Annotated in this window: 13 protein-coding genes and 1 other RNA gene; 4 read left to right on the forward strand and 10 right to left on the reverse strand. The window is 65.9% G+C overall.

What is annotated here, in order from left to right; translation table 11 throughout:
- Positions 1–2: 2 nt before the first annotated feature.
- From mraY to rsmH, 6 genes are read right to left on the reverse strand one after another with little or no spacing between them, the layout of a single operon-like run.
- Entirely contained in the window at positions 3–1,109 is a 1,107-nt protein-coding gene (gene mraY / locus ACE103_RS31110) for a phospho-N-acetylmuramoyl-pentapeptide-transferase (RefSeq protein ID WP_016846578.1), read from the reverse strand.
- Between the two features lie 10 nt (positions 1,110–1,119).
- Complete coding sequence (locus ACE103_RS31115) at positions 1,120–2,553, reverse strand: UDP-N-acetylmuramoylalanyl-D-glutamyl-2,6-diaminopimelate--D-alanyl-D-alanine ligase (RefSeq protein ID WP_375776160.1); 1,434 nt, start codon at positions 2,551–2,553, stop codon at positions 1,120–1,122.
- A complete protein-coding gene (locus tag ACE103_RS31120) occupies positions 2,550–4,007 on the reverse strand; it encodes a UDP-N-acetylmuramoyl-L-alanyl-D-glutamate--2,6-diaminopimelate ligase (protein ID WP_375776161.1) in 1,458 nt (485 codons plus the stop codon). The genes ACE103_RS31115 and ACE103_RS31120 overlap by 4 nt, the downstream gene beginning before the upstream one ends.
- Positions 4,008–4,056: 49 nt before the next feature.
- The gene (locus tag ACE103_RS31125) at positions 4,057–5,814 is read right to left on the reverse strand and encodes a peptidoglycan D,D-transpeptidase FtsI family protein (RefSeq protein ID WP_375781218.1); all 1,758 of its coding nucleotides are present in this window, start codon (positions 5,812–5,814) and stop codon (positions 4,057–4,059) included.
- A gap of 11 nt (positions 5,815–5,825) precedes the next feature.
- Positions 5,826–6,278: a hypothetical protein gene (locus tag ACE103_RS31130; RefSeq protein ID WP_223975427.1), complete on the reverse strand. Its 453-nt coding sequence runs from the start codon at positions 6,276–6,278 to the stop codon at positions 5,826–5,828.
- A 2-nt stretch (positions 6,279–6,280) separates the two neighbouring features.
- Positions 6,281–7,276, reverse strand: a complete 996-nt coding sequence (gene rsmH, locus ACE103_RS31135) for a 16S rRNA (cytosine(1402)-N(4))-methyltransferase RsmH (RefSeq protein ID WP_375776162.1) — start codon at positions 7,274–7,276, stop codon at positions 6,281–6,283.
- Between the two features lie 478 nt (positions 7,277–7,754).
- Here rsmH and ACE103_RS31140 point away from each other — a divergent pair, with 478 nt between their 5' ends.
- Positions 7,755–8,606 (forward strand): N-acetylmuramoyl-L-alanine amidase, encoded by an 852-nt coding sequence (locus ACE103_RS31140; RefSeq protein ID WP_375776163.1) that lies wholly within the window; start codon positions 7,755–7,757, stop codon positions 8,604–8,606.
- Positions 8,607–8,721: 115 nt separating this feature from the next.
- On the opposite strand, the gene ACE103_RS31145 is transcribed toward ACE103_RS31140, so the two are convergent.
- Both ACE103_RS31145 and ACE103_RS31150 read right to left on the reverse strand, forming a co-directional pair.
- Positions 8,722–9,957 (reverse strand): RNA polymerase sigma factor, encoded by a 1,236-nt coding sequence (locus ACE103_RS31145; protein WP_375781219.1) that lies wholly within the window; start codon positions 9,955–9,957, stop codon positions 8,722–8,724.
- 69 nt (positions 9,958–10,026) lie between these two features.
- Positions 10,027–10,386: a YciI family protein gene (locus ACE103_RS31150; RefSeq protein ID WP_223975424.1), complete on the reverse strand. Its 360-nt coding sequence runs from the start codon at positions 10,384–10,386 to the stop codon at positions 10,027–10,029.
- A gap of 216 nt (positions 10,387–10,602) precedes the next feature.
- Here ACE103_RS31150 and ACE103_RS31155 point away from each other — a divergent pair, with 216 nt between their 5' ends.
- Complete coding sequence (locus ACE103_RS31155) at positions 10,603–10,758, forward strand: hypothetical protein (protein ID WP_375776164.1); 156 nt, start codon at positions 10,603–10,605, stop codon at positions 10,756–10,758.
- A gap of 7 nt (positions 10,759–10,765) precedes the next feature.
- On the forward strand, positions 10,766–10,966 hold the full coding sequence (locus ACE103_RS31160) for a hypothetical protein (protein ID WP_375776165.1): 201 nt from the start codon (positions 10,766–10,768) through the stop codon (positions 10,964–10,966).
- A gap of 21 nt (positions 10,967–10,987) precedes the next feature.
- On the opposite strand, the gene ACE103_RS31165 is transcribed toward ACE103_RS31160, so the two are convergent.
- Together ACE103_RS31165 and ACE103_RS31170 are read right to left on the reverse strand one after the other, a co-directional pair.
- Positions 10,988–11,419 carry a PAS domain-containing protein gene (locus tag ACE103_RS31165; protein WP_375776166.1) on the reverse strand — a complete coding sequence of 144 codons (432 nt, stop codon included), beginning with the start codon at positions 11,417–11,419 and terminating at the stop codon, positions 10,988–10,990.
- 105 nt (positions 11,420–11,524) lie between these two features.
- The gene (locus ACE103_RS31170) at positions 11,525–12,424 is read right to left on the reverse strand and encodes a LysR family transcriptional regulator (RefSeq protein ID WP_375776167.1); all 900 of its coding nucleotides are present in this window, start codon (positions 12,422–12,424) and stop codon (positions 11,525–11,527) included.
- 135 nt (positions 12,425–12,559) lie between these two features.
- Between ACE103_RS31170 and rnpB the strand changes: the two genes are divergently transcribed.
- Positions 12,560–12,974: RNase P RNA component class A (gene rnpB / locus ACE103_RS31175), an RNA gene on the forward strand.
- Positions 12,975–12,989: the final 15 nt, after the last annotated feature.

The following is a 12,989-nucleotide window of genomic DNA, read 5'->3' on the forward strand; positions in this document are numbered from 1 at the left end:
GCTCAGCGCAGCTTGAGGGTCGAGAGGCCGGCGAGCGCCAGCATCACCGAGATGATCCAGAACCGGATCACGATCTGCGGCTCGGTCCAGCCCTTCTGCTCGAAATGATGGTGCAGCGGCGCCATCCGGAACACGCGTTTTCCCGTGAGCTTGAACGAGGTGACCTGGACGATGACCGAGACCGCCTCCAGCACGAACAGGCCACCGATCACGGCGAGTACGATCTCGTGCTTCACCGCGACCGCGGTGGCCCCGAGCATGCCGCCGAGCGCGAGCGAGCCGGTGTCGCCCATGAAGATCGAGGCCGGCGGCGCGTTGAACCAGAGGAAGCCGAGACCTGCGCCAAGTACCGCGCCGCAGAGCACCGCCAGTTCGCCGGTGCCGGCGACGTAGTTGATCTGCAGGTAATCCGAGAACACCGCGTTGCCGGTCAGATACGAGATCATGCCGAAGCTCGCGGCTGCGATCATGACCGGCACGATGGCAAGGCCGTCGAGGCCATCGGTGAGGTTCACCGCGTTGCCGGCGCCGACCATCACGAAGGCGCCGAAGATCACGAAGAACCAGCCGAAATTGATCACGAGGTCCTTGAAGAACGGAATCACGAGCGAGGTCGAGGACACATCGCGCCCGAGCCGGACCAGCGCGTAGGTGGCGGCAAGCCCGATCGCCGCCTCGATCAGCAGCCGCAGCTTGCCGGCGAAGCCGCTGTGCGACTGCTTTGTGACCTTCAGATAATCGTCATAGAAGCCGACGAAGCCGAAGCCGAGCGTCACCGCCAGCACGATCCAGACATAGGGATTGAGCGGGTTGGCCCAGAGCAGCGTCGACACCACGAGCCCGGACAGGATCATCAGCCCGCCCATGGTGGGCGTGCCCTTCTTGGAGATCAGGTGTGACTGCGGACCATCGGTGCGGATCGGCTGGCCCTTGCCCTGCCGCAGCCGCAGATGATCGATGATCCAGGGCCCGAACAGGAACACGAACAGCGCGCCGGTCACCATCGCGCCGCCGGTGCGGAAGGTGATGTAGCGGAACACGTTCAGAGCGCTGCGGAATGCCCCAAACCCCGGAACGGTGTTGGACAGTTCGATCAACCAGTAGAACATTCAAAAAGTCCTATACCGCTTCTTCGTGCGCGGCCTTGTCGGGGAAGCGTTTTTCCAGCGCGCTGACAATGAGCTTCATCTTCGATCCCAGCGAGCCCTTCACCATGATCACGTCACCGGCACGGACCGCGGCGACCGCCTGCGCTTCGAGCGCCGCCGAACTCTCGGCATAGCCTCCCCGCTTGCCGGTGGAAAGGGCATCCCACAGATTCCGCATCAGCGGACCACAACAATATACGAGGTCGATACGGTTGGCGGTCACGGCTTCGTTGAGGCCGCGGTGCAGGTCGGGCCCGGTCGGCCCGAGCTCGAGCATGTCACCGAGCACGGCGATGCGGCGGCCGTGCGGCCCGGTCTGGGCCTGGCCGAGCACGTTGAGCGCGGCGCCCATCGAGGCCGGGTTGGCGTTGTAGCTCTCGTCAATCAGCGTCGCCTCGCCATGGCCGACCTCGAGCGTGCGGCGAAGACCGCGGCCGGTCGGGGCCTCGAGCTGCGACAGCGACAGCGCCGCGCGCGCGATATCGGCGCCGAGCAACGAGGCGCCCGCGAGCACCGCGAGCGAGTTCATCGCCATGTGGCGGCCGGGCATGCCTATCTTGTAGGTGATGTCATGGTTCAGAATATCGGCATGCACCGCCGAGCAGGTCGCGTGCAGCGACAGGTCGATCAGCCGCGCCTCGGCGCGCTTGTCGGTGCCGAACGAGACGATGCGCGAGATGCCGGCCTTCTTCGCGTGCTTCTGCAGCCGCGTGAATTGGGCGTTGTCACGGTTGAGCACCACCGCACCATTGGGCTCCAGCCCCGCGAAGATCTCCGCCTTGGCGTCGGCGATCGCCTCGATGCCGGAGAAGAACTCCAGATGCACCGGCTCGATCGTGGTGATGACAGCGACGTGCGGCCGCACCATCTTCACCAGCGGCGTGATCTCGCCGGCATGGTTCATGCCGATCTCGAACACCGCAAAGCGCGTGCTCGCCGGGCAGCGCGCCAGCGACAGCGGCACGCCCCAGTGATTGTTGAAGGATGCCACCGAGGCATGGGTCTCGCCCTGCGCCGACAGCACGCGGCGCAGCGCCTCTTTGGTCGAGGTCTTGCCGACCGAACCGGTCACAGCGATGATCTGCGCCTTGAGCCGCGCCCGCGAGGCATGCGCGAGCTCGACGAGGCCGGCGAGGACGTCATCGACCACCAGCAGCGGCGCGTCGGCAGGAAACTTGTCGCGTTGCGCGGCTTCGACCACGGCGAGGCCGGCGCCGGCCTTCAGCGCCGCCGCGACGAAGGCATGGCCGTCATGGACGTCGCCCTTGATGGCAAAATACGCATCGCCCGGCGCGATGGTGCGGCTGTCGATCGAGAGACCGGTCACCCCATCCGGCAGCGTGCCTTGCGTGGCGGCGCGCATCGCTTGCGCCATCGCATCCGAGGTCCACAACATCGTGCTCATGCGCCCTCCTCGGCCAATGCATTCGCGACCGCTTCATGATCGCTGAACGGCAGCGTCGTGCTGCCGACGATCTGCCCGACCTCGTGGCCCTTGCCGGCCACGACCAAAGCATCGCCCGGCTCGAGACCGGCGATCCCGGCGCGGATCGCGGCGGCGCGGTCGCCGATCTCGCGCGCGCCCTTTGCGGTGGCCATGATCGCGGCGCGGATCGCCTCGGGCTTCTCGCTGCGCGGATTGTCGTCGGTGACAATGATGTGATCGGCATTCTCGGCAGCGATCGCGCCCATGATCGGGCGCTTGCCGGCGTCGCGGTCGCCGCCGGCGCCGAAGATCACGACTAGCCTGCGCTTCGCATAGGGCCGCAACGCCTGCAGCGCCTTGGCGAGCGCATCGGGCTTGTGGGCGTAGTCGACGAAGATCGGCGCGCCATTGTGCTCGCCGACGAATTCGAGCCGGCCCTTGGCGCCTTCGAGATGTTCGAGCGTGCCGAACACGTCATCGGCGGCGCTACCGGTGCCGATCGCAAGGCCCGCCGCGACCAGCGCGTTCTCGATCTGGAATTCGCCGACCAGCGGCAGCCGGATCGCGTGCTTGCGGCCGCGGTGCTCGATCATAAGCTTCTGGGCAAAGCCTTCGATCTCGGCATCGGTAAGCTTGATGCCTTCGGTGGCGTCGGCGTGGCGGCCGACCGTGATGATGCGCAGGCCGCGCGCCCGCGCCGCATCGATCACCTCGGGTGAGCAATCATGATCGGCCGAGATCACGGCGTCGCCGCCATCGGCGACGAGATCGTGGAACAGACGGAGTTTTGCATTCAGGTAGTGCGCGACGTCGGGATGATAATCCATGTGGTCGCGCGACAGATTAGTGAAGCCGCCGGCGGCGATGCGCACGCCGTCGAGCCGATACTGGTCGAGGCCGTGCGAGGACGCCTCGAAGGCGAGATGGGTGACGCCGTCGCCCGTGATCTCGTCGAGCTGGCGATGCAGCGCGATCGGATCGGGCGTGGTCAGCGAGCCGTAGACGGTGCGCTTGTCCGAGACGAGGCCGATGGTGCCGATGCTCGCAGACGAGTGACCGAGCCGCTGCCAGATCTGGCGCGTGAACGCCGCCACCGAGGTCTTGCCGCTGGTGCCGGTCACCGCCGCAATCGTCGCGGGCTGGCGCGGATAGAATTTGGCGGCGGCAAGCGCCAGCGCGCGGCGCGGATTGGGCGTGATGACGAACGGAACACGGCCGTGGCCTTGCGGCAGATGGTCGCTGGCGACCGCGACTGCGCCGGCGGCAATCGCCGCATCGACGAAGCGCGCGCCGTCGGTCCTGCTGCCTGTCAGCGCAAAGAACAGGTCGCCCGGCTTCACCGCGCGGCTGTCGACCGCAAGCCCTCCGACAACGATCGTGTCGGCACTCGGATCGATCGTGGCATCGGCGCTGAAGAGGTCGCGAAGTCTCATGATCTTCCAGTCTGGCCGGCGCCGTTCTGGCGCCGCGTGATGATACGCCTTACTGGGTTGTTCTGGATGCCGCAAGAATAAGGCGGTCGGACGGCGGCAGGTCGAAGCGCGGTTCAACGCCCAAAAGCGGCGCAATTCGGGCGATCACGTTGCCGCCGGTCGGCACCGCATTCCAGCCCGAGGTGATGAAACCGTAGGTCTCCTTCAGGGGCTGCGGCTCGTCGAGCATGATCAGCAGCTGATATTTCGGATTGTCGGCGGGCAGGATCGCGGTGAAGGCGTTCAGCACGCGCTTCTTGGCGTAGCGGCCGTTGATCACCTTCTCCGCGGTGCCGGTCTTGCCGCCGATATAGTAGCCCTTGACGTCGGCCTTCTTCGCGGTGCCGATCTCGGCATTGAGCCGCATCAGATAGCGCATCTTGTCCGAGGTCTCGGGCTTGATGACGCGCTTGGCCAGCGCCATCGCTTCCTGCTCGGTGCGCTTGAGGAAGGTCGGCGGGATCAGGTAGCCGCCATTGACCAGCGCGTCGATGCCCATCACCGCCTGCAGCGGCGCCACCGCGATGCCGTGACCGAACGAGATCGTGACGGTGTTCAATTCGCCCCACTTCTTCGGCACGATCGGCGAGGCGCTCTCCGGCAATTCGGTGCGCAGCCGCTCGAGCTGCCCCATCTTGCGCAGGAAGGCCTTGTGCGCGTCGACGCCCATCGCCAGCGCAATGCGCCCGGCGCCGATGTTGGAGGAATAGTAGAACACCTCCTTCATGTTGATCATTCGGCCCATGTTGTGATCGTCATGGATCGCGAACTTGCCGTAGTGCAGCGGGCCGCGCGCATCCCACATCGAGTTGAGATCGAACCGGCCGCTGTCCAGCGCCATCGCCAGCGTGAACGCCTTGAAGGTCGAGCCCATCTCGTAGACGCCGGTGGTCAGGCGATTGATGCGATCGGGATCGTGCGCTTCCTTCGGATTGTTCGGATCGAAATCCGGCAGCGACACCATCGCCACGATCTCGCCGGTGCGCACGTTGGAGACGAGGCCGGAAGCGGCCTTGGCCTTGAACTTCTCCTTCGCCTTGATCAGTTCGTCGCGCAGCGCGTGCTCGACGCGCAGATCGACCGACAGCTCCACCGGCTTCTGCAGCCGGTCGGTGGCGAAGCCCGCGCGATGTAGATCGGCCAGACCGTTGCTGTCCAGCCACTTCTCCATGCCGGCGATGCCCTGGTTGTCGATGTTGACGAGACCGATCAGATGGGCGACCTCGTTGCCGGTCGGATAGACGCGCTTGTTCTCGCGCAGGAAGCCGACGCCGGGAAGACCGAGGCGGTGGATGTCGAGTTGCTGCTTCGGCGTGATCTCGCGCTTCAGCCAGACAAAGCCCTTGCGCGACGACAGGCGGTCGCGCACTTCGCTGTTGTCGAGGTCGGGCAAGGCCGCGGTCAAGAGCTCGATCGCCTCGTCCTTGTCGATCAGGCGGCGCGGCTCGGCGAACAGGCTCGGGGCCTTGACGTCGGTGGCAAGAATTTCGCCGTTGCGGTCGGTGATGTCGGGCCTGGCGGTGGCGATCGCGTCCTGCGAGGCGGTGCGCCGCGCGCCATGGCTGTCGGCGCCGACCGCGAACAGCACCAGCCGTCCGGCCAGCACGCAATAGACGGCGGCAAAAGCGAGGATCGCAAGACCGACGCGCGCGCGCGCCTTCGCGGCGCGGTCGACATTGCTTCCGTACAGCAGCGTGCGGATCAGCCGCGTGCGCCAGAGTTCTGCGGATTTCGCGGCCGGCTTGGTGGCGGGTGCCGGATCGGTCATGGCAGGTCCCGTCATTGCTGATCTCCCCCGCCCTGCTCGGAATCTTCTGCGGACGCGGGCTGGTCGGCGGCCGGCTGGTCGGTCGCCGGCTTGCCGATCGAGCCGGTCGTGCTGTCGGGCGCGGCGGCGGCCTCGATGGTGTCGATCATCGCGCCGATGGGATCGCGCGAACCGGGCCGCGTGAAGCTCGGCGGCCGCTCCGGCAGGTTCTTCAGGGAATCATACTGGTTGGCGTTGACCGGCTTCAGCGGCAGATGGCGCTCGGCAAGCCCTTGCAGCCGCAGCGGCGCGTCGAGCTTGGCCCATTCGGCGCGCAAGGTCGCGATCGCGTTGCGCTGCTCGCGGATCTCCGCATTAAGCTGCAGCACGCGTTCGACGCGCGCGGTCGATTCCATCTTGATGCGGTAGACATAGGATGCCGCGAAGATCAGCATACCGATGACGAGGAGATGGAGGAGACGCATCGTCAGCCTCCCCGCTTCAGGTCTGATAGACGCGGCCATGACGGCAGGTCGTCGTCCGCATGCGCCGGCGCCGCGGTGCGTTCGGCTGCGCGCAGCTTGGCCGACCGGGCGCGCGGATTGGCCGATATCTCGGCCTCGCCCGGCGTCACCGGGCGCTTGGTCAGGATCTGAAAGCTCGGCGCGGATTGCGCCACTTCCGGCAGATGCCGCGAGCCGCCGGAAACCTTGCCGCGCTCGGTGAGGAAATTCTTGACGATGCGGTCTTCCAGCGAATGGAACGAGACCACGGCGAGTCGCCCGCCCGGCTTCAGCACGCGCTCGGCCGCAGCCAGCGCCCGATGCAGCTCATCGAGCTCTTCATTGACGAAGATGCGCAGCGCCTGGAAGGTCCGCGTCGCCGGATGAATCTCGTTCGGCTTGGCACGCACGACTTTCCCGACGATGTCGGCGAGCGCATCGGTCGTCGTGATCGGCGCATCCTTGCGCGCGGCGACGATGGCGCGCGCGACGCCGCGCGAGTGTCGCTCCTCGCCGAAGATATAGATGATGTCGGCGAGCTGCTTCTCGGACGCGGTGGCGACCACATCGGCCGCGGTCAGGCCGCTCTGCGCCATTCGCATGTCGAGCGGACCACCGAGGCGGAACGAGAAGCCGCGCTCGGCCTGGTCGAGCTGCATCGAGGAGACGCCGACATCCATCACGACGCCGTCGACCTGATCCACCCCCTGCGATGCGCAGACGTTGGCAAGATTGGAGAAGCGATCCTCGACCAGCGTCAGCCGGCCGGCCGCGCCGTCGACCAGATCGAAGCCGCCGGTTATCGCGGTGCGGTCGCGGTCGATGCCGATGACGCGCGTATCGGCGACATCGAGAATCATGCGGCTGTAGCCGCCGGCCCCGAAGGTCGCGTCGACATAGATGCCGCCGGCGCGCGGATCGAGATAGGCGACCGCCTCGCGGCCCAGCACGGAAATGTGACGGGGAGCACGTTCGCTCATGCGCCGCCCCCGGACAGGGCCGCGTAACAGGCATGCAAGCTGGCTGCGCGCCGACTCATTGCGTCTCGAATCCTCGCGCTGGTTGTTCCGGTAAAGGGCCGCTGCGTGATCCCAGCGCCAACTCCCGTCCTCGGCCGCAAATCCTGATATCCGACCGGAATTGGGAGGGTTTCCATGGGATTTCGCGCAACAGCGGACCTTGGCCGTCCCCCGAAACCGGTTCGGCACTTCACCTCTCAGTAACGGCACTTAACGTTAAGAAAACGTTGATGATCGGTTAGCGGAATCGCACGACTTTGATCCGCATTCGAGTGATATTCTCGGCCCTCGCTTCGGGCATCATTGCGCGGCCCGTCATGCAGACCCTGGAACCGGCAGGCCGATTGCGGCGGCCCTCACGGTAAAGGAATAGTAAACGCCTATTTGTTTATCCATATGTCAAAATGCTTTCTCCTGGTTCGGGTTTTGAGTGATTCGTATGGCTTCTGGTTCGTCCTCGTCCGGCAACGCTGATTCGAAGCGTCAGCGCGTCCTTCCTGTTCCGAAGGGCGTGGCCGACGTGGAGACGTTCACGCCGGATTCCTCGATCGCCTCCGACGTGATCCCGTCGGTGAATTTCGGCGACCGCGCCAACAACCGGCAGCCCGACATGATCGTGCTGCACTACACCGGCATGCCCGACGTCGAGGGCGCGATCGCCCAGCTCTGCACCGCCGGCACCGAGGTCTCGGCGCATTACATCGTGCTCGAGGACGGCCGCATCGTGCAATGCGTGCCGGAGAGCAAGCGCGCCTGGCACGCCGGCGTCGCCGCCTGGGCCGGCGAGGACGACATCAATTCCTGCTCGATCGGCGTCGAGATCGTCAACCGCGGCCACGATTGGGGCTATCCCGACTTCCCGCTGCGGCAGATCGCGGCCGTCATCGCGCTGTGCCGCGGCATCATGCTTCGCCGCAACGTGGTCTCGCATCGCGTGCTCGGCCATTCCGACGTGGCGCCGGGGCGCAAGAAGGATCCCGGCGAGAAATTCCCCTGGCACTCGCTGGCCAATTCCGGCGTCGGGCACTGGGTGCAGCCGGTGCCGATCGTGCGCGGCGATGCGTTGCAGCTCGGCGCGATCAGCGACAGCGTCTCCAACATGCAGGCCGCGTTCCGGCGCTACGGCTACAACATCCCGACCAACGGCAAGTTCGACGGCCCGACCATGGAGGTCGTCACCGCGTTCCAGCGTCACTTCCGCCCCGAGCGCGTCGACGGGATCGCCGATCGTTCCACCATGGCGACGCTTCACGCGCTGCTCGAGAGCTTGCCGCCGGATGCGACGAAGTAAGCTCGGTCTCTCCATCGTCATTGCGAGCGAAGCGAAGCAATCCATTCCTCCGCCCATGGATAGATGGATTGCTTCGTCGCTTCGCTCCTCGCAATGACGCGGAGACGTTAGTGCGTCACCCCATCTCGGCGATCCGGCGCGCATAAAGCCGCCGCAGCGGCTCGAGTTGCGTCGCGGCGGTGGCCGCAAGATAGGCTTGCCGCGCTTCGTCCTTGCGGCCGAGGCGGCGCAGCAGATCGGCGCGCACCGCGGGCAGCTGGTCGTATCCCTTGAGGCTGCCGCGCGCGTCCAGCGCATCGATCAGATCGAGCGCACGCGCTGGGCCGTCGACCATCGACACCGCGGCGGCATGATTGAGTTCGATCACCGGCGACGGGCTGATGCGGAGCAACACCTCATAGAGACCGGCGATCTGCGGCCAGTCGGTATCCTCATAGCTTGGCGCCCGCGCATGCAGTGCGGCGATCGCGGCCTGCACCGCGTAGGATTGCGGCCGACCCGGCATCTGCAGCGCCTCCTCGACCAGCCTCACACCTTCGGCAATCTGCTGAAAATCCCACAGCGAGCGGTCCTGCTCCTCGAGCAGCACGATGTCGCCGCCTGCGGTCTGGCGACCGGCGCGGCGCGCATCGTGCAGCAGCATCAGCGCCAGCAGGCCCTTGATCTCGCCGCGCGCCGGAATCAATCCGTCGAGCAGCCGCGCCAGCCGGATCGCCTCGCGCGCCAGATCGGGCCGCATCAGATCCTCGCCGGCGGTCGCGGCATAGCCTTCGGTGAAGACGAGGTAGATCACCGCAAGCACGCCCTCAAGTCGCGGCTCCAGCGCCTCGCGCTCCGGCACTTCATAGGGAATTCCGGCGAGCTTGATCTTCTGCTTGGCACGCAACAGCCGCTGCGCCATCGCGTCCTCGCTCACCAGGAACGCGCGCGCGACCTGCGCCGTGGTCAGGCCGCACACCGTGCGCAAGGTCAGCGCGACCTGCACCTCCGCGGCAAACGACGGATGGCAGCACGTGAAGATCAGCCTCAGCATATCGTCGTCGAGCGTCGCATCGGCCGGCTCGGGCGATGCCTCCGCATCCAGCAGCAACTGATGCGTCAATTCCTGCTGCTTGCCGCGAAACGAAACCGCGCGGCGGACGCGGTCGATCGCCTTGTTGCGGCCGACATTGACCAGCCAGGCGCGCGGATTGGCGGGGAATTCACCGATCGGCCAGCGTTCGAGCGCGACCGCGAAGGCCTCCTGCAGGGAATCCTCGGCCAGGTCGAAATCGCCGACGAGACGGATCAGCGTTGCGAGCGCCCGGCCCGCCTCGTCGCGGAAGACTTTCTCGATCTGGCGGGGGGTCATGGCCATCAATCTTTGCTCAGCGGCCGCGCCAGGCGACGCGACCGCTGCATTCATCATGCGACAATGGCGTCACCGCGGGTTGTCGTAGATCATCACCGGCCTGACTTCGATCGAGCCGGTCTTGGCGCCGGGAATCCGCGCCGCGAGGCCGAGCGCGGTGTCGAGATCCTTGGCCTCGACCAGATAGTAGCCGCCGAGCTGTTCGCGGGTTTCCGCGAACGGCCCATCGGTCGTCAGCGTCTTGCCGTCGCGGACCCGCACGGTGGTGGCCGTCGACACCGGCTGCAGCCCGTCGCCCGCCTTGAAGTGCCCGCTCTGGATGATCGACTGGGTGTAGGCGCCGTACTCCGCCGTCACGGCCTTGCGGTCGTCAGCGGTCATGTGGGTGTATTCCGCGTCACTCCGGTAGATCAGCAGCAAATATTGCATCTCGTCTCTCCTCTTGATCGGCTGGATCGCCGACACCCAGTCGAACGGGCGGCATGCAGGACGACAGGGTCAGGATAAATTATTTTGGCCGGCCCGCGTGAGCGCATGACCCGGCCGTTGCTTATATCTGATAATCCGATACTAACCGCCGATATTATTCGTTTGTTAAATTCATGGCCGCGCGTAGCCTTGGGTGGAATATCAGGAGGACTGGCCATGACATTACTGCCGCAGTCAGCAACGCGCCTTTGGCGGCTCCTGCTGTGGACGCTGTACCGGATGCTGCGCGGGCGGATCGTCGCGCAACCGGGCCACCGTGCCAGCCAGGTCGCCGCTGCGATCGCTGCGGCCGGCAATCCGCTCGGCGTGTGAACAGGCCATGCAACGAGGCATCACGCACCTGAAGGCGCTGCGTCAGCTGATCGCCGACGAGGGGCTGACCATTGCAATATTGGCGGCGGTCGCCTCGGCGACTGCAATCGCGTTTGGCTTCGGGGCGGAAGCCGACATTGTCGCGTCGATGCTGATCATCGGCCTCGTGACGGCGTTGGCGGAAGCCCGCCTGCGATCAGGGAAATAGCTGGCGTTGCCGCCAGCGGCCTTATGAGGATGGCCCGCCCTGCGCGGCGCGGCGCCGCAGCTCCTTGAGCTCCTCGAAGCGCTTGGTCACGTCGCGCATCACGGCCACGGTGCCGGCGACGCGATGCTCCGGGTCATGCAGCATCACGATGGTGAACTCGACGGAGATCCGCGCGCCACTCTTGGTCAGCGCAGGCACCGACAACAGATCACCCTGACCGTAACGGCTCGTCCCGGTCGCCATCGTGTGGCGGAAGCCGGCCCAGTGACGCCCGCGCAAGGCTTCCGGAATGATCAGGTCGAGCGATTGTCCGACGGCTTCCTCAGCCGTGAAGCCGAATACCCTGACGGCGACGGGATTCCACAGGGTGATGCGGCCTTCGGCGTCGGTCGCAACGATCGCATCCGACGCGCCGTTGAGCAACGCATCTCCCACCGCTGCCGCAATGTCCATCGCTTGACCTCCTGCTGATCCCGATCCTGCTCTGGACTCCGATGGCCACGCTGACAAGCGAAGAATCCCGATGCAACCGATCGGCGATGCCGATAGCAATCGCGGTCAACGCCGCCGCCGCGCGCCGGGCCTCGACCGCGGGACCTCGGTCGCGGCGTGGACCTGGGATGCCGCGAGGCGACGCATGATCGCGACCGCGCGCGCCAGATGGTCGTCCTGGCGATCAGCCGGATAGGCGACATAGGCCGGCATCGCAAAGCTGGGTGCGCCGGCGACGGCGTGCAGCCGCCGTGCCTTCAGGAGCGGCTCCACGATGCGGCGCGCGAAGAAGCCGGAGCCGCCATTCACCAGCAGATGCTGCAATCCGAGCCAGCCGATATTCACCGTCAGCGCAGGGCCGGTGAAGTTCGGAAACAGCGTCGCGTGACGCGCATAGAATTCCGGTCCCCAATCGACATAGACATAGCCCTGCCCCGGCTCCGGTGCGCTCCTGGGATCGGTCGACACCAGGATGAGCTGTTCCTCGAACAGCTGCTCGACCTTGAGGCCCGGGCGGCTCTGCGGCGTGTACATCACGCCGATGTCGATGCGTCCCTCGACCAGGCCCTGCATCAGCTCGGGCTCGAGCGCGCTCTCGGCGCGGATCGAGATGTCGGGATGCGCCCGCGTCATCAGCGGCAGCCAGCGCAGCAGATACTCTTCCCAAAGTCCGATGCGGCCGCCGACCACCAGCGTCGCGGAAAACCCCTTGGGGATTCCGACATCGTGGCGGGCCTGCTCGACGGTGCGGACCAGCACCGAGGCGTGACGCTGAAACTGCCGGCCGGCCGGCGTCAGCGTGGTGCCGGCCTTGTTGCGCACGAACAGCACGCAGCCGAGTTGCTGCTCGAGGGTGTGAATGCGGGTGCTGACCGTCGATTGGCTAACGTGAAGCCGTTCCGCCGCGGTGATGAAATTGCCGGCGCTCACCACCGTCAGGAAGGTCCGGGCCAGTTCGGTGTCCATGGCGCCTCACCCCTTTGGTTTGATCAAATCGATATCAAAGGCTCCTCCTTCGCGGATGTCAAAATCGAACGCCGGCGACCGGTTAACCATCGCAACCGCTTGACGCGGGCGGCCAAAGCCCGCATGCACAGGCCGTCAGTCGGCCGGACGGCCGCTCCCGCTGGTGCCGAAAGGCCGCGGGAGAGGAAAGTCCGGGCTCCATCGACATGCGGTGCCGGATAACGTCCGGCGGGGGCGACCCCAGGGAAAGTGCCACAGAGAACGAACCGCTCCCTCCTCGGAGGAAGCAAGGGTGAAAAGGTGCGGTAAGAGCGCACCGCGTTTCCGGCAACGGAGACGGCATGGCAAACCACACCGGGAGCAAAACCGAATAGGGACGGCAACGCGGTTAGTTCGCGCTCGCGCGATAACACCGCAGGGCGATGTCAGGCCCGCTGTCCGGGTAGGTTGCTCGAGGCAAGGTGCAAACCTTGTCCCAGAGGAATGGCCGTCGCGTACCATTCGCAAGAATGGTGCCCTACAGAACCCGGCTTACAGGCCGGCTGATATTTTGGAGTATGAGGGG

It is taken from the genome of Bradyrhizobium sp. ma5, assembly GCF_042258955.1.
GTDB lineage: Bacteria > Pseudomonadota > Alphaproteobacteria > Rhizobiales > Xanthobacteraceae > Bradyrhizobium.

What these genes read in the sequence shown, in the direction of transcription:
- mraY (WP_016846578.1), bottom strand. Translation starts at nt 1,109, where the DNA reads ATGTTCTACTGGTTGATCGAACTGTCCAACACCGTTCCGGGGTTTGGG.
- ACE103_RS31115 (WP_375776160.1), bottom strand. Translation starts at nt 2,553, where the DNA reads ATGAGCACGATGTTGTGGACCTCGGATGCGATGGCGCAAGCGATGCGC.
- ACE103_RS31120 (WP_375776161.1), bottom strand. Translation starts at nt 4,007, where the DNA reads ATGAGACTTCGCGACCTCTTCAGCGCCGATGCCACGATCGATCCGAGT.
- ACE103_RS31125 (WP_375781218.1), bottom strand. Translation starts at nt 5,814, where the DNA reads ATGACCGATCCGGCACCCGCCACCAAGCCGGCCGCGAAATCCGCAGAA.
- ACE103_RS31130 (WP_223975427.1), bottom strand. Translation starts at nt 6,278, where the DNA reads ATGCGTCTCCTCCATCTCCTCGTCATCGGTATGCTGATCTTCGCGGCA.
- rsmH (WP_375776162.1), bottom strand. Translation starts at nt 7,276, where the DNA reads ATGAGCGAACGTGCTCCCCGTCACATTTCCGTGCTGGGCCGCGAGGCG.
- ACE103_RS31140 (WP_375776163.1), top strand. Translation starts at nt 7,755, where the DNA reads ATGGCTTCTGGTTCGTCCTCGTCCGGCAACGCTGATTCGAAGCGTCAG.
- ACE103_RS31145 (WP_375781219.1), bottom strand. Translation starts at nt 9,957, where the DNA reads ATGACCCCCCGCCAGATCGAGAAAGTCTTCCGCGACGAGGCGGGCCGG.
- ACE103_RS31150 (WP_223975424.1), bottom strand. Translation starts at nt 10,386, where the DNA reads ATGCAATATTTGCTGCTGATCTACCGGAGTGACGCGGAATACACCCAC.
- ACE103_RS31155 (WP_375776164.1), top strand. Translation starts at nt 10,603, where the DNA reads ATGACATTACTGCCGCAGTCAGCAACGCGCCTTTGGCGGCTCCTGCTG.
- ACE103_RS31160 (WP_375776165.1), top strand. Translation starts at nt 10,766, where the DNA reads ATGCAACGAGGCATCACGCACCTGAAGGCGCTGCGTCAGCTGATCGCC.
- ACE103_RS31165 (WP_375776166.1), bottom strand. Translation starts at nt 11,419, where the DNA reads ATGGACATTGCGGCAGCGGTGGGAGATGCGTTGCTCAACGGCGCGTCG.
- ACE103_RS31170 (WP_375776167.1), bottom strand. Translation starts at nt 12,424, where the DNA reads ATGGACACCGAACTGGCCCGGACCTTCCTGACGGTGGTGAGCGCCGGC.